The following is a 17,795-nucleotide window of genomic DNA, read 5'->3' as shown; positions in this document are numbered from 1 at the left end:
ACTGCCGGGATATCGCGGGATTGGCAGGCAGGGCAGGGGCGCTACCTGACTTTGGCGCCTTCCTTGTCCGCTTTATGAATCTGGTCCATGCGCACGATCTTCGCCTCGGCGCGCACTTTATCCACGAGCTCGATCTGCGCTGCAGAGGCGACCATCGCGGCCAGGCGATCACGGATCTTGTCGTAGTCGGCCGGTTTACGTGGACGCGTATCCTCGAGTTTGAGGATATGCCAGCCAACTGCAGTCTTGAACGGCTGCGAAACCTCGCCCTTTTTCAGCTTGATCGCCACGTCGGCGTATTCCTTGCCCATTTCGCCGCGCTGCCGCCAATCGTAGTCGCCGCCCCTCGCTTTGGTGACGGGGTCCTCGGACACTTCGGCGACGACGACTGTGAAGTCCTCGCCCTTGTTGATCCTGTCCATCGCCGCCTTGGCCTTTTGTTCGGCCGCCTTGACCGCGGCATCGTCCGCGGGCGGAGCGATCATGAAGACAAGGTGGCGCAGATGCAGCTCGGGCTCGGTTGTCACCCCATTGAGCACGACCTCCTGATATGCCTTGCGCATTGCCTCCTCGCTCACCGCCTGCTGACCAACGACAGTCAGAAGATGATTGGTGAGGCCCTGATTGCGCGCGAAAATGGCGCGGCGCTGAAGATCGGCCGGGTCTTCTATGTGTCGATCGGTCGCCACCTTCGCGAGCAGCACGGCGTCGGTCACCATCTTCAGAAGGGTTTCGCGCCTCTCGATGGGGTCTTGAACCAGCAGATTTCGGCCGATGACTTCGTCCGCCAGTTCCAGATCGCTCTCATGGATCGGGCTTCCGTTGACGACGGCGACAACGGGATCGGCCGACGGCGATTGGCCAAATGCCGGTGCTCCGGCGCCGAGCATGACGGCCAGCCAGACGGTAGCTAAGCCGGCGCGTGCCGTCATTGCGCGGTAAGGCATGCGGAAACCGGGCAGAGCGTTCATTTCGTGGATCCTTCTTGCTTGCTGGTCTTATCCGCGCAGCACTCACACAATGGCGAACGATATTGTTGTGATACGAGGCATCATGTGCGGCGCGGCCGGATTGCCGGGGTGCCTTTTAACGATGCGACATTAACGGTGATGTGATGTCGACAAGACAGGTCTGTGAAAGCACGCAGGCATTTGCTCACAGCACGTCGTAAAGAGATGATCGTCGAATAGGGCGGGTCGATTGCGCCGCGGATGTTCGCGCTTCAAGCTTCGGGATACGTGCGAGGCGTCCGATCCGACGGCGTCCACATATTTTACGATGCGATTTGATGCGTGGATAACATTTGGTGCGGGCGAGAATTCCATGCTTCTGCTCGTGAAATTATGAGCTTGTCGCCGGATCGGCACGAAGATCGATCTCATTGTAGATGGGATGAGTATCATAATTCACAAAACAACAATCAAAGTCTCACATACCGCCGATAGCGTCCGCCTCGCTCCGGGGCCCGGCTGCTGATCGTAGCAGGCTTGGGGTATCCAAACAGGGAGACTGAGGTTATGCGAAACTTGAAGACTTTACTCTTGGGATCGGTTGCGTTCGCTGCGATGGGCGTTGCTTCCGAATCTGCTCAGGCGCAGTCGGTTGCGTTTGGCGCGGGCGCGACGTTCCCGCAGGTTGTCTATCGGCAGTTGATGGACTGCATCTACACCCAGGCGCAGGGCAGCCCCGGCAAGCCGGGTCCGATGGCCAAGGCTGCGAGCTGCGGTAGCTTCAACACCAGCGGCATCGGCGGCGCGATTCTCTATGCCGGTACCGGTTCGGGCAACGGCAAGACCGTGCTGCGCACCAACGACAAGACCCAGATCGGAACGCCTTCCTCTTCCGCTCCCGCCTACACCAGCAGCAACTTCGGCATCAACAACATCTCCGACTATGATGGCGTGCAGTTCATCGGCAGCGACGACGTCGTCAACGCCGCCGACATGACCGCCTGGAACACGGGCGGCGCCAGCAGCGCGCAGTCGAAGTTCGGCAATCTCATCCAGATTCCGGCGGTCATCGGCGCCGTTGCGTTTGGATTGAACGGCAAGGATGGTGCCGGCGCTACCCTGAACATTCTGCCGGCGACCCCGGCTGGCGGCAGCAGCGGCCTCAACCTGTCGCGTAACGCGTTCTGCGGCATCGCGTCGGGCCACATCACCAAGTGGAACAACGCGATCCTGACCACGCTCAACGGTGGCACGCTCGGCACCGGCAACATCACCTTCGTGCATCGTCAGGACGGCAGCGGCACCACCTTCCTGCTCTCCAACGCGCTGGTTGAGCAGTGCCGTTATGAGTTCGGACCGAACAGCGAGAGCGATGCGACCGTCGTGTCGTACGCTTTCCCCTGGACCGATCGTTCGCAGGCCTGCACCACTCCGCTGCTCGCGCGCGGTGCGAACCAGCTGAACTGGCCGGATCAGTTCCCGACCGACCAGTGCGGCAACGCCGTGACCAGCCCCGGCACGTTCGCCAACGCCTCGGGCAGCGGCGCCCTCGTCACCCTCGTCACCTCGACGAACGGTGCGATCGGCTACGCCTCCCAGGACTTCTGGCTGCCCGTCAAGGCCGGTGGCCTGAAGACCGCCAACCTCCAGTCGCAGTGGGACATCACCGGCGCGACCGGCAAGTTCCAGCCGCCGACCTTCCAGGGTGCGCAGAAGGCGATGGCGACCGCCATCCCGCAGTTCGACAGCGTCAGCCGTGCGAACCCGCTGACCTGGAGCTTGCAGGGTGTCAATCCGAATCCGGTGGTTTCCGGTTCGTATCCGATCTCCGGCTTCTCCTGGTTCGAAATGTATCAGTGCTACCAGACGCACTCGAACAGCAACAACGCGTTCATCTGGTTCAAGACCTTCCTCGACTACGTTTACGGCAGCGGGTCGGCTTTGATCATGAACGACAACGGCTTCGCTCAGGTTCCGGCTGTCTGGCAGGGCGAAATCTACACGCTCCTCAACGACCCGACCAACGGTGTGGGCGGCAGCGGCTGCACCGGCAAGGTCGGCGCTTACTGATCGCTATCAGGTCTCAGCCTGATCGACGATCGACAACACTTTGCACCCGGCTCGCGCCGGGTGCATTTTTTTGAAGCGCGCCCGGCTTTGATCCAACATCGTGCCCCAGTAGATGTGATGGCGGCGGACGATAGGGCGCGCGCGCATTGATGCTGACATGCCCTGCGATCTCGCGGACCGGCCTGGGACATCGGTTCCCTGCTCGCAAATGTCACATGATTGATATTCATGACGGTTATCGCTCGGGTCCGATCAGGGACGGTCAGTGCCATGTCGACGCGCCTATACATTGCTTTGCTCGCTGGCATCCTTGCCGGGGGAAGCGTCCAGGCGTTCGCCGTCAGCGCGCCAGGTTCGATGGATTCTCCGTCCGCCGAGTCGCGCGATGATCTGTTTGCCACGAAGCCGACCGGCCCGGCCCCAGCTCCCGCCGTCGTGCCGGCGCCCGCGATTGTCGAACGGCCGCCGGCGCCTCCGCCGGCACAACGCGCGCTCAGCGACAACCCGCTGTGGGCTATCCCGCTCGGGCGTTTGACAGCCGGCCGCGAGCGGCCGCTGTTTGCGCCCACGCGACGGCCGCCTGGGCCCGCACCGGTTGCCATGCCGGCGCCCGTGCAGGTAGCTCCGCCGCCGCCGGCCGAACCCGAGAGGCCGCAGCTTTCTCTGCTCGGCACCATCGTCGGCAGCGAAAAGATCGGCTTGTTCATTGATTCCGCCAGCAAGTCCGTGGTCCGGCTGAAAGCGGGCGAAAACCACAAAGGATGGACCCTTCGGGCGGTCGAGCGGCGCCAGGTGGAGTTCGCGAGGGGACTCGATATTACCGTGCTGGACATCCCGTCGCCCGACATGAAGGCCGGCGCGGTTCCGGGCGGGCCAGTGCTTGCAGGGCCGCCGCCCGTTCCGGTCGCCATGCCGGTCCCGCCTCCGCGAGGTGGGCCAACCCCGGCTTCCGACGTCCACCCTGGCGCCAGCAAGAACCTGACGATCAACAAGAGTGCGCAGCCGGCAAATTTCAAGCTGCCGCCGGGTCTGCTTAGCCCGTTTGCCAACCAGGGCCAGCGCTAGGGCAGCTCAATCTCATCATGCTTTAGGGCCATTCTGGCCGGGCCGCCGCAGCCCGCATCGACGCGATAACGCGCTGATAACAAGCAATAACATAATTAATCGCACGCTTTCCTGCTGAAATTGAAGCGATTTTGCCGCACCTCGGCCGGAGGAACGCGATGTCGCGGATGCACATAGTGCTTCAATGCTACAAATCTGACATATGAATGTTAGCAAACGAAAAGTAAATGCGAGGCGCGAATGCGCCTGCATCAGCGGCGTGCTCGACTGGAACTTGCAATCAGAAAGTGCCGCAGCGTGCCCCATCGCGATATCCTTGTTTCTCCCCCCGGGATGCGGCGTGCGTTTGAGCGGACGCTGCTTTGTGGCGTCAGCCTGCTGGCGCTGTCGGTCGCGGGCGGTTTCGGCCATGCACGCAGCCTCACGCCGGGCGCCAGCACGGTGGTGCCGACGGCGGCCGCACAGCAGGCGGCGATTTTGGCCGCGCAGCAGGCTGCCGGCGCGGCGACCCAGGCCCAGACCTCGCTTGCCCGTGCGGCAGCAGCGCTTGCCGCCGCGCGCAAGCTCCAGTCGGATGCTGCCGCCGCCGCCCAGGCCGCTGCGTCGTCCGTCCCGAATGGATTGAGCCCGGGCGGATTGATGCCGTTCGGCGGCACCGCGGGCGATCCATTGGCGGGCATCAAGGCCGATGCCTCCAAATGGCTCGGCGCGAATTTGCCGAAGCAGACGACGAGCGGCTCGAAGGTCTCGGTCGATATCCAGCAGACCCAGAAGAAGAGCATTCTTTACTGGGACACGTTCAACGTCGGCGCCAACACCACGGTCAATTTCAGGCAGTCCGCGTCCGACTGGATTGCGCTGAACCGGGTGCAGGATCCCAGCGCCTCGCCGAGCCGCATTCTTGGCCAGATCAATGCCATCGGCGGCGTCTACCTGATCAACCGCAACGGCATCATCTTCGGCGCGGGCTCACAGGTCAACGTTCACACGCTGATCGCGTCCAGCCTCGATGTCGGCAAGCTCGGCAGCGATCTGGCGACGCGCGACCAGTTTTTTCTCAACAACGGCATCGCCGATCTCAACTCGTTCTCGATCTATGACAAGGACGGCGGCGCGGCGACCAAGCTGATCGCCGGCGACATCAAGGTCGAGCGCGGCGCGTCCATCACCGGCAATATCCTCTCAGACCAGGTTTCGCTTGGCTCGCCCGGCTCGGTCTATCTGTTCGGCGCCAACGTCTACAATTCCGGCTCGATCACCACGCCCGGTGGGGAGGTCGCCATGGTGGCGGCGCGAACGATCGATGTCGTTCCGAACGGCTATTCGGCGCTGCCGGACAGTGTACTGGGCAAGGATGACAAGGGTAACACCATCAAATTCCGCGGCACCGAATTCAGGCTGTCGCAGTTTGCGTCGTCGTACTACGACGTAGCGGGAGATCCATCGAAACCCTTTGGCTATCCAACTGGTGCTGCGGGCACTTATCTGGCTGGCACTGGTGCAGTCAAACATGACGGTGTGATCGACGCTTCTCGCGGCATCTTGGTGATGAATGGCGATACCGTTGCGATCGGAAATCCCACAGATGCGAGCGGTCACGCTCTGGCCGACAGCGCCGGAAGACTGATCCAGGGCGTGATCTCGGTCGATACAAGTATCGACCGCAACAGCTTCGTGCTTCTCCGCGCGGCGACCAGCGTCACCATGAACGGCGTGATCTCGAGCCTTCCGGTCGACGACGGCGCGGCGGGACTGGCGAGCACGCAGAGCTTCGCGCCGGCCTATATCGAGATGTCGGCGCAAACCAACGTCACGGTCGGATCGAACGGGCTGATCTCGGCGCCATCGGCGCAGGTCTCGCTCAACGCGAAGCTCTTTCCGACGGGCGACGTACCAAACCTTTTCCAGCAGGGCAGGGTCGGCACGAGCGGAGGCAACGAAGGCGGCGTCCTTTCCAACTCGAACGCTGCGCAGAGCGTCCTGCTTTCGCCGGGTGCAACGGTCGACGTCGCCGGGCTCCAGAACGTCGAGCTGCCGGCGAGCTACAACATCATCTCGTTCCAGCCGCGCGCCGAGTTCGCCGACATGCCCTTGCAGCGCAACGGCGCGCTGTACGGCCAGACGATGTATATCGACATCCGCAACACCGGCACCCGCAGCGACGGCACCACGTGGGTGGGAACGCCGCTCGCGGACGCCAGCGGCTATGTCGCCAAGGTCCCGCGCAGCATCTACCAGCTGATGACCGTCGGCGGCAGCGTGTCTCTCGCGACGGACCTCTCCACCAGCAACGGTGCTGCCAGCGTCAAGACCGACGGCTCGATCATGAATGTCGCGGGCGGCAGCGTGAAGTTCCTGCCCGGCATGGTGAACACGACGCGCCTGATCGGCAGCGACGGCCGCATCTACAGCATGACCAACGCCGACCCGAACATGACCTATCTCGGGATCGCGGGCCAGTTCATCGTCAAGCATGCGCGCTGGGGCGTCACGGAAACCTGGTCCACGCCAACCCAGATCTATTCGGCAGGCTTCACCGAGGGGCATGACGCCGGACGCGTAAGCGTCGTGACCGTCAATCCGGCGCTGCTCGGGACGATGTATTTCGGCTCGACAGCCGGCGAGCGGCAGATCAGCGGCGGGCAGTTGCCGTTGCAGGGCTCACTCGAGCTGACGACACCGTCGAGCGTGCAGATCGGCGCGACGGCATCGGCCAATTACACAACGCAAAGCACCTATACGACGAATCTGTCGGCCGACATCCTGTCGGGTTACGGCCTCAGCTCGCTGAAGGTGACGGCGAACGATTTCGTGTTGTCGGATGGCAGCATGCTCAATCTCGCGGCCGGCGGCAGCCTTTCCGTCACGGCGGGTGGTGCGATCGATATCGCTGGAACGGTTTCGGCGGCAGGGGGAAGCGTCAGCCTATCAACGGATCGTGTCTCGGTTGGAGGCAAATTCAGTTCTTTGTTCAAGGCCCCAACCGATCAATCGGGTCACGCGATCGCCGCGAACATTTTCGTCGAGGGCACGATCGATGTCAGCGGTCGATTTGTAAACGATATCGGAAGAGTGGCGGGAGTTGACGCGGCTGGTCCCGCCTTCACCAATGGCGGCACAGTTTCGATTACCACAACCAAGGACAGCACAGCTGTCGTAGATGGCTACCTGGACGCGACCGGAAGCATCTTGTTAGCAAACGGTAGCGTCCTTGATGTATCCAGTGGTGGTTACATCTCGCCGCAGGGCAAGGCCAAGACCGCAGCCAATGGCGTGATGGCTGGCAAGGCAGGCAGCATTTCGCTCGCCCTGTACTCGGGTGGACAGTGGGAGGATATCAATGGCCCACATCATCCAACGCCAAATCTAGCGAAGCCGGCTGTCATCGGGCTCGACGGCACCCTGCGTGGCTATGGCTTCGAGAGCAACGGGAGCCTGAGGGTTGCCGCGGTCGGCACCATCCGGATCGAGGATAGTCAGACGTCGTCGATCCGCATCGGCGGCAAAGCGAGCACGCTGCCTGTCTCGTTGCTGACGGGCGGCGGCTTCGGCTCCTACATCATCGAGACGGTGAGCGACGACTGGTCCGGCGCGGACGCCCAGATCATCGTCTCGGCCGGGACCAGCCTGACCCTTCAGCAGAAGAACCTGGCGAGTCTCGCCGACTACACAGCGACGCCGACCGGGACCAAGCTCGGCCAGCAGCCCGCGCCGCAACTGGCACTGCTTGCGGACGACCGGCGCAAGCCGGTCGATCTCACGCTCAGGGCCGACAAAATCAAGCTCGATACGGGTTCGAAGATCATCACCGATCCCAAGGCGAGCATCACGATGGCTGCGGTCACAAAAGATCGCAGCGGGTCGACATCTACCAGTCCAAAGCCAAGCACTCCGGATTGGAGCGTCCCAGCGCAGTCCGTCGAGCTGCGTGGCACGATCATCGACCATGGCGGCTCCGTCTTCATCAACTCGCTGGCGACGCATCTTTCGTCTGACGCGAAGATCGACCTGTCCGGGACATTCGTCGCCAATTCCCTGTTCGGGACGGTCAACGGTCCAAGGACGAGCGGTAGCTACATCGCTGGCGGTACGTTCGCGGTGGAAGGTGGAGCGATTACTACGGTCAACACCTACACAGACCCGACAGATACCAACAAGAACAAGTTCTATTTCGCTTATGGCGCTCCTGGCTCCGCCGGCACCCCGCAGCAAAGCTACCTCGTCGCCGATGCCGGCGCGGTGGTCGACGTCTCCGGCGCGGCCGGCAACATCCAGGTGGCAGGCGCGCGCGGCGCGACTACGTCGCAATGGTCCTGGAGCGACGCCGGCACGGTGAGCGCAGACGTCAGCGGATTTTCCTGGGGCGGCAGCTTCGCCGCGGCCGGTGGCCGTTATGTCGCCGGCGATGGCACGGTGCATGCTGACGCGCGCGCCAATGGCGGGACCATCCTGCTCGGAGGCGGCAACATATTCCTGCAGCAGGGCGCCGCCGGCGTCATTAGCGCGCCGACGACGCTCACCGTTTCGGCCGATCAGCTCGCGCCGTTTGACAACGTCTATCTCTACGCCGCCGCGGCGCAGGGCGGCGCCGCGCGCATCTTCACCGATGTGCCCGGCACCACCTACGGCGACAGCGATCCGTCATGGAAAGCGCTCACGATTTCCAGTTCGCTGAACTGGACCGTAACCAGCCGTCTGCACATTGCGGCAGGTGACATCAAGGCGCCGGGATCCGGCTCGATCGATGCACGCATTGCGGCGCCCTATGTCGTGCTCACCGGCTTCTCCAGTATTAAGCCGGTGGCCGGCACCAGCACGTTGACGGTGAATGCACAGACGATCGATCTGGAGAGTGGAAGACCGTCCAATTTCAAACCGGGTGACGCTCAGCCGGGCCTCGACTTCTCGGGCTTCGGCCAGATCAACCTGATTGCGAGCGGCGACCTCCGCCTCGGCACGCTCAAGGTTGTGAACGGTCTCAAGACCAATGGAAACGACACCAGCGCGACGGCGGAGCAGTCGAGTTTCACCGGCAAGCTGGTCTCGGCCGGCGATCTCCTGCTCTCCGCCCAGCGAATCTATCCGGTCTCCGCCGTTAACTTCACGATCGAGACGCCGGGGAACGTAAAGTTCGCCGCGCCCGCCAACAGCTACACCGGGATTCCGCTATCGGCCGGCGGCGGCATCACCGTGTATGCCGGGACCATCGAGCAAGCGGGCAATCTGTTCGCGCCGCTCGGCAAGATCGCGCTCGGCAATACCGACAGCGCAGTGTCCAAGATCATCACGCAGTCGGTGGTGCTGGAGGCCGGGAGCCTCACCTCGGTGTCGCTGGCCGACACGACCGTTCCCTATGGTGCGACGTCCGACGGCACCAACTGGTACTACAACGCCAATCTCAATCCGCTGGCGCAACCGCCGTCGAAGGGTTTGATCCTGGCCGGATCGAACGTAACGCGCGCCGACGGTTCGACGATCGACCTGCGTGGCGGCGGCGATATCCAGGCCATGGAGTGGATTGCGGGCAAGGGCGGCTCGCGCGATAGCCTGACCACGACGCCTTCCGGCCAGACCGTCTACGCGCTGTTGCCGTCGCAGACCGATCCGATCGCTGCGTATGACATCCATTTTGCGACCGCGCGCAGTGCCGATGCGGGCAAGACCGTCACCGCCGGCGACGCGATCCCGCTGGCCGGCACCCAGATCACGATCGACGGCGGCAACGGCATCCCGGCGGGGACCTATACGCTTTATCCGGCGCACTATGCGACGCTGCCGGGCGCTATGCGTGTCGTCGTCTATTCCAGCGACAACACCGGCAAGAACATTGCCACGGGAACCAAACTGCCTGATGGCACCGTTCTGGTGACCGGTCATTACACGCAGTCGACCGCGCCCGGAAAGCAGTCGTCCGGCCAGACGGTGTTCGCGGTGCAGACAAGCTCGGTCTGGCAGCAATACAGCGAGTACAGCTTCAACGGCGCCAACGCCTATTATGCCCAACTGGCGGCCAAGAACAATGTCACGGCGCCGCGGCTGCCGATGGATGCGGGCCGGCTGTCGATCTCCGCGCTCCAGTCGATCGTGATGAACGGCGTTGCGCGGACGCTGCCGGGACAGGACAGAAACGGCAACACCGGCCGCGGCAGCGAGCTGGACATAAGCGCGCCCAAGCTCGCGGTGGTCGGCCATGCCGGGTACGTCAACAACGACATTCCGGCCGGCTATGTCGGCCTCGACGTTGCCCAGCTCAACGACTTCGAGAGCATTCTGATCGGCGGCAGCCGCAGCGACTTCGCAACGGGCACGCTGATCACGCCGACGGCCAGCAATGTCGTCGTGGATACGCGCGGCGAGACGTTCAGCGCGCCGGAGATCCTGCTTGTCGCCCAGCAGGTCGGCCAATGGCAGGAAGTCACGCAATCGGTGACGGTCGGATCGCAGTCCGTCCTGCTGGATCTTCCGGTCTATGTCCCGGAGGCCGGTAGCGGCACGGTGACCATCAATACCGGCAGCATCATCAAAACTACGGGTGTCGTTCATGCCGGGCTCGGGCGCCATTACGTCGTTGCTGCGGACGGGCAGGCGCCTGTCACGGCCCAGAGCCTCGCCGCGGCTTTAGGCGGGACGCTCTCTGGAACGGAGATCGTGGGTGCCGATCTTGCAAAACTCCTCGATCCCACGAGCCCCGCGCGGCTGGCTCTCGGTTATTACGCGAACGGCGGTGCGCAACAGCCGGGGCGCGGCGCCTTGTTCGTGGCGAGCAACGACCCGACGCTGCAACTGACGGGGCCGACTGCGACCGGAGTTTCGGCGCCAGCATTCACGATCAAATTCAAGGATGTCGCGACCGCAACGGCCGTGCTGCCGGCCGGGCCGGTGACCGGAAGCCTGACATTGGCGGGCGGTGACACCAGCAACAGCGGGAAGGTGGCGATCGCCGACGGCGTCAAGATCTCGACCAACACGCTGACGCTGCAAGCCACCGCCTCCAACAACGCGATCGCCATCAATACAACGGACCTGCACGCCAATCTGGTCAACCTGATCGCGCCGACCATCGGCGTCGGAGCGGCCTCGGCGGTTGCCGGCAAGAGCCTGGTGCTGCCGGCCAACAGCACCCAGTTCGCCGACGTGCAGACACTGGCCCTGCGCGCGCTGTCTGGTCCGGTTACGGTGTATGGCGATTTCAATTCCGGTGCGCGCAGTCTGTCGTTGGACGCCACCGGCATCGCGCTCGGCAGCGAGGTGCTCAATCCCGGCACCAGCCTGAATCTGCGCGCCGGAACGGTGCTGGCGTTTTCCTCCTCGGCGACGGTCGAGTTCAGCGTCGGCGTCACCGTCACATCCGCCGCAGGCGTCGCCACGACCTACGCCGCCAACACCCAGATCGCGCTCGATCCCAACAGCAAGGTCAGTGTCGCATCCACCGGCACGATGACCGTGGCGGGTTCGGGTGGCGCCACCCTGACACGCGACGGTCTGATCTCGGCGAGCAACAACATCACGCTCAAGAACACCGGGGCCAGCCCGCCCGTCAGCGCTCCGGCGGCGAACGGCAACAGCCTCGAACTGGCTGCAAAGGAAATCGACCTGGGCAGCGGCCGGGTCAATGGGAATGTCGTCAACGGCGACTTCACCATTGCCGGTTTCTCCAAGGTCAAATGGTCGGCCGACGACAGCGTGGTCGTCAAAGGCCCCGGCACGATGACGCTCGGCGCGAACGGCGACAAGACCGACCTCACCGTCAGCACGCCGCGCATTCTGGTCTCCGGCGCAACCGCGGGAACTCCTCAGGGTTTTGTCCTGACGGCGTCGGGCGATATCTCCATCGTCGATCCGGTGACGCGCGGCTCGGCCGCAACTGCGCCTGCCGACAGCGACGAGACCGGCGGCATTCTCACGGTCACGGCGTCGAACATTGCCGTCGGCAGCACCATTCAGGCGCAGGCCGGCACGATTACGCTCGGTGCGATCGCGGGGAACGTTACCCTCAATCCCGGCGCGTATATCTCGGCGCGCGGCTACAAGAAGACGCTGGTCGACGTCGACACCTATCTGTCAGGCGGCAAGGTCGTGCTGTATGCCGACATCGGGTCGAACGCCACGGGCGGAGGCCAGGTCATCACCGACGCCAGCAGCACCATCGACGTCGCGACGACGAGCGGTGGTCAAGGCTATGGCGGGACGATCGAGGTGGACGCGCTCCGCGGCGGCGCGATGCTCGCCGGCCGGCTGCTCGGCACCGGCGGTCCCGGCCTCGGCGGCCGGTTCAAGCTTGATACAGGCGGTGCGGCCGACCTGACGGCGCTTGCGGACATTCTGCTCGCCGGCGGCCTCACCGGCGCGATCGACATCCACACCCGCACCGGCAATCTCGAACTGGCGGCAGGGCACACGCTGAAGGCCAATAACATTACGCTTACGGCGGACGATCCGACCTGGATTCCCATCTTCCAGGAAAGGCAACTGGGTCAGGTCATCATCCGCGGCACGCTGGATGCCACCGGCTATGGCGGCAGCACGATCGACGGCACCGGGCAGGCCGGCGGAAAGGTCGCGCTCTACGGTGCCAATTCGGTGTTCCTGGCGAGCAGCGGCGTGATCGACGCCTCGACCACGCACGCCGACGAGCGTGGCGGCGACGTCACCATCGGAATCGGCTGGGACGCCAAGTCGAAAATCTGGCTGCAACAGGGTACGCAGATCAACGTCTCCGGCGGCACCAGGGGCGGCCTGAGCGGCGGCACCGTGACGTTCCGCGCCCCACTGGATGGCAACAACGACGTCAAGATTGCAGCGATCAGCAATGTCGCCAACCCGTCGGGCACGCACGGCACGAACTTCTACGCCGACGGCGACAAGACCTTCGACGCGCTTCCCGTGATCGATGCCACGAACAACGTCAACGACCGCTCAAAGGTCGGCATCGTCGGCGCGCGCTCGGTCGCCGTGAACGGCTTCATCGCGTTCGACACCACCGCTAGCAACCACGGCCTCGACGGATCAAGCCTTGGCTGGTTCGGCACGATCGATCCTGCCGGCTGGTACAAGTTGGACCCGAACGGGAATGTAATACTTGCGACGGATGGATCGTGGACCAACGTTTCCGGATGGCAGTTTTCGAGTGTCACCACGGCCAACGGCTTTACCAGCGTGGTCAGCGGCGATGTTTCAATTCCGAACAGCAATGGCGCAGTGCTCAAGAACTTCGTCATGGGGATATACAGTTTCACTGCCGCCGATAATCTCGGATACGCGCCAGGTCAGACGAATATTCCGGTCACGATCGATCCGCCGCCGGCGGGCGGCGTCGCCGCCCAGGGTTATGGGCAGGTCGATGCCAACGGGGTGCTGTTCGTCGTTATCACCAACCCGGGCAGCGGTTACACCAGTCCCTTGGCGAGCGTGAAGGTTGGGCCCAACGGCGTAGTCGTGCTACCGTCTGTCGGACGCTTTAGTGGCGTACCAAATTCCTTCCTCACGATTGTGTCTGCTGATGTGGTGCCCGGGAGCGGTGGCGCCAGCAGCGCCGTGCAACCGTCGGTCCAGGTGAGATTGGGCAACGGGAACGCCACCATAGGATTCTCGGCCGCGAACAATCTTTCCGGTACATCAAAGCGGAATCCGGACGGTACGATCACCTTTGTAGGTAAGACGAAGAACTTCATTCCATGGAGTTCAAGCGGGGTCTACGACACGTTTGACCCTGCCAACCAAGGCAAACCGGGTGTCGCGAGCTTTACCGGCGACACGAGCCCCGACCGAGTGTTCTTCGGCGATACGATCTCCCAGATCACCAAGGGGACGTGGAGCTATAACGGGCAGAGTTACGGCTTCACCAACCTGTTCACGCGCCTTGCTCCATTGGTCGACAGCCTCGGCGCGGACGTCGTGCACGTGCAGCCGGGCGTCGACCTGGTGAACTCCAAGGGCGACATCACCGTCAGCAGCAACTGGAATCTGGCTGCTGGTACGGTGGGTAACCTCGCAACCGACGGCGGCGTGACCTATTTCGATCCGGCATCGAGCTACGTGAACTTCACCTACCGTCTCGCGACACCCTGGGGCGGGCTCGACGCCGGCGTGCTGTCGCTGCGCGCTGCCGGAAACATCAACGTCAACGCCTCGATTTCCGACGGCTTCTTCCAGTTCGCGAACTATCTCGACAAGGGCTACACGGACAAGCTCGCGAACTATGCGACCAGCCGCTCGGTCGATCTCGGTTCGATCTATCTGAACGACTATACCACCGGCCAGCTGCCGATCGCGCCCTACAAGATCGGCGATAGCGGCAACGGCATCAGCCCGGCTTCGCAGGATCTCGCGAGTGCCGATCTGTTCCCGCACACATTGCTCGTCTGCACCGTCGATTGCAGCCAGGCGAACATCAAGACGGTGACGGCGCCGTCGTCCTGGGCTTACATCCTGACCGCCGGTTCCGATATCTCGAGCGCCAATCCGACCGGCAGGGTCCCCCTTGCGAACGGCAGGGGAGACGTCATCGTCGACAAGCACGGCAGCTATGGCCAGTTCCTGAAAGACGGCACCACCAAGGTCGATGTCAGCATTCCGACCATGATACGGACGGGCACTGGCAACATCACCATCTCGGCAGCCCAAGATGTGATCATGAGGGACGTCGCTGCGCCTGGCGTGATCTACGCGGCTGGCGTCAATACCGCGACCTATGCCAATCCCTACAGCTTGCAGGCCTCCGGCGTTGTCGTGACCAATCCGGACGGCTTCTTCGAGCCCCGCGTGCTGGGATATGGCAACGCGGCTTTCGCGGCCGGAGCCACTGAGCTCTATTACGGACCGCCAACTGCGGCGGCCTTCCCCGAAAAGGGCGGTGACGTCGTCGTCGACGCGCAGCGCGATGTCGTGGGCGGCACCAAGGTGATCGCAACAAAGGATGAGAACGGCAACACGGTCTACAAGAAGGTGCCTCAGTACTATCAGCCTTGGCTGCTATCCAATTCCGCTGTGACGCCCAGCGCCGGCGCTTCGATCCTCGGTGCCGGTGTCTTCGCGCCGGTTGGAACGCAGATCGCCTCGCAAACCGCGTGGTGGATCCAGTATGGCAGCTTCCAGCAGGGCTTCCTGAGCGCAGGCGGAAATGTGAGCGTTCTCGCCGGGCGCAATATGCTCGATGTGTCGGTGTCGGCTCCGACGACTGGGCGCGTCACCGGCGGCCTGTCGGCGAACAGCACGCCCGTGACCCATCTCTACGGCAGCGGCAACATGGTCGTGCGCGCCGGCGGCGACATCCGGGGCGGCTCGTTCTACGAGGGATCCGGCCACGCCAGCATCGTCGCGGGCGGCGACATCGGCCAGAACGATTATGTCTACAAGTACGCGAACAGTACACTCAAGCTTCCGAACCTTCCGCTGCTTGCTGTCGATACCGGGCAGATCACGATGACGGCAAACGGCTCGATCGCGATGGCGGGTGTTGTCAACCCGGCTGCCTTGCACGCCCAGCAACCGAGCAAGGCGAATCCCCTGGAGCTGAAGCCCGACCCGACGCTACCGCTGTATTTCGATGCCTACGGCTCCGCTAGCAAGGTTCGGTTGGTGGCGCAGTCGGGCGACGTGACGATCGCCATCGCGCCCACGACGATCGCCATCAATCCCGCCAACAGCCTGAATGTTCAGGCGGCTCCGGCGACTTATCCTGCGAGCTTCGAGGCCATCGCGTTGCAGGGCAATCTGATAACGACCGGGATCAGCAACATCCTGAATCAGAATGCTTCGGGTGCTTCGGCTGCGGTTCCAGCGCCGGGCATCGTGCTCAGCCCATCCGAGCACGGCACTTTCAATTTGTTGGCGCAGGGCAGCATCGACCTCACGTTCGGTTACCCGCAGACATCGACGTCGCAATCGATCTCACGCCCGCTTATTTCCGCCGGGCCGTCTCTGATCGACGCTGCGTTCGATCCGTTCCGTCCCAATAGCGGCAATGACGAGTCGTCCAGCCGTGCGATCCTTGCGCATGAGAACGATGTAGCCGACGGTTTCGACACGACCGCCCGCATTTACGCCGCGACCGGCGATATCAAGGCAACGGGAAGCTACGGCAAGAGGACCACCAGTTCGACTGAAAATGTCTATCAGCGCATCGAGATCAATCGCCCGACCAGCATCTATGCGGGGCGCGACATCGTCGATCTCAACATCATCGTGCAGAACATCCATACCAGCGACGTCAGCACGATCGCAGCCGGCCGGAACATCACTTACACCGGCTTTAACAATGGCGGTGGCTTGCAGGTGGCCGGACCCGGCTTCCTCGTGGTTCAGGCCGGCGGCGATATTGGCCCATTCCTCCCGGCGGCGTTTGACAATGCGACCCAGGCTCCGGTTCAGGAGGGCATTGTGTCGGTGGGCAATTCCAGCCCGACGCCGGTCGGAAACATCTATATTTCGGAAAAAACGGGAGGCGGTTCGGTCGGCATCTACAACCAGTCGCTGCTCGGCCCGGCGAATAATCCGCGGCGCAATGCGACGCTGACGGACGCTGCCGGCACCAAGCAGGGCGCCGACATCATCACGATGTTCGGCACCAAGTTCGGTGTCGATTACGCCGCCGTGGTGAATTCCTATATCGATCCGGCGAATGCCGGCAGCGTCAAACATAACTACATGTCCGAGCTGCGCTCCTTCTTGAGCCGGATCGGCAAGCCGGCAGGCGACAGTGACACCGATGCCAGCGTGTTCGCGGCCTTCCAGGCCTTGCCCGCTGACCTCCAGCACGTCTTTATCGACCAGGTATTCTTCGCCGAGCTCAAAGCCGTCGGCATCGGCCAGAAGGATGGCACGTCGTCGGACACGCAGCGCGGCTACCGCATGATCGAGACGATGTTCCCGGCGAGACTGGGCTACACGGCAAATGTGCTCGGCAGCGGAAGCAACGGCGCCAGCCAGCTGGTCAAGACTGGCGACATGAACCTGCTGCATGCCACGGTTCAGACCCAGCTCGGCGGCGATATCTCGATGTTCGGCCCGGGTGGCAATATCATCGTCGGCTCGCTTGCGGCCGAACCCAACTCGGCGCTGAAGCTGCGGGATATCGGCATCCTCACCCTGGGTGGCGGCGCGATCAACACCTTCACAGACCAAAGTGCGCTGGTGAATTCGAGCCGCGTGCTCACGACCCAGGGCGGCGACATCCTGATGTGGAGCTCCAACGGCAATCTCGACGCCGGCCGCGGCTCCAAGACGACCTTGTCGGCACCGGCGCTGCAGGTGCTGTATGATCAGGATGATTACCAGTCGATCGATCTTGGCGGCTTCGTGACCGGCGCGGGCATCGGCACGCTGCAGGCGTCGTCGCAAGCAGCCGCGTCCCAGCTTTATCTTCTCGCACCGCGCGGCACGATCGATTTCGGCACCGCCGGCGTGCGCGCCTCGGGCAGCGCAGTCTTCGTCGCACCCGTCATCGCCAACGCCAGCAATTTCCAGGTGCAGGGGAGCACGACCGGAATTCCGACCGTATCCGTTCCCAATATCGGCGCGCTCACGGCAGGCTCGAATACGGCCGGCGCGGCCGCCAAGTCGGCGGAAACGCCAACCGCAACCGGGGCCCGCAGACAGGGTTCGATCTTCATCGTCGAGGTGATCGGCTATGGCGGCGGCGACGGTCAGGATGACCAGGCGACCGACAAGAAGGAGTCCGATACGACGCCATCGGGGAACGACAAGCAGTGA

4 protein-coding genes are annotated in these 17,795 nt (G+C 63.2%); 3 read left to right on the top strand and 1 reads right to left on the bottom strand.

The features are described from left to right. Positions 1–41 precede the first annotated feature (41 nt). Positions 42–971, bottom strand: coding sequence for a peptidylprolyl isomerase (locus tag ACVJ5M_RS34560; protein ID WP_231144458.1), 930 nt, complete (start codon positions 969–971; stop codon positions 42–44). A 546-nt stretch (positions 972–1,517) separates the two neighbouring features. Here ACVJ5M_RS34560 and ACVJ5M_RS34555 point away from each other — a divergent pair. The 3 genes from ACVJ5M_RS34555 to ACVJ5M_RS34545 all read left to right on the top strand — a co-directional run bounded on the left by ACVJ5M_RS34555 (position 1,518) and on the right by ACVJ5M_RS34545 (position 17,795). After that, positions 1,518–3,020, top strand: a complete 1,503-nt coding sequence (locus ACVJ5M_RS34555; RefSeq protein WP_231144459.1) for a substrate-binding domain-containing protein — start codon at positions 1,518–1,520, stop codon at positions 3,018–3,020. A 600-nt stretch (positions 3,021–3,620) separates the two neighbouring features. Next, a complete protein-coding gene (locus ACVJ5M_RS34550; protein ID WP_456679588.1) occupies positions 3,621–4,085 on the top strand; it encodes a hypothetical protein in 465 nt (154 codons plus the stop codon). 333 nt (positions 4,086–4,418) lie between these two features. After that, positions 4,419–17,795, top strand: a complete 13,377-nt coding sequence (locus ACVJ5M_RS34545; RefSeq protein WP_354099362.1) for a filamentous haemagglutinin family protein — start codon at positions 4,419–4,421, stop codon at positions 17,793–17,795.

The organism is Bradyrhizobium sp. S3.7.6 (assembly GCF_054061875.1).
This window is presented reverse-complemented; position numbering and strand designations above follow the sequence as displayed.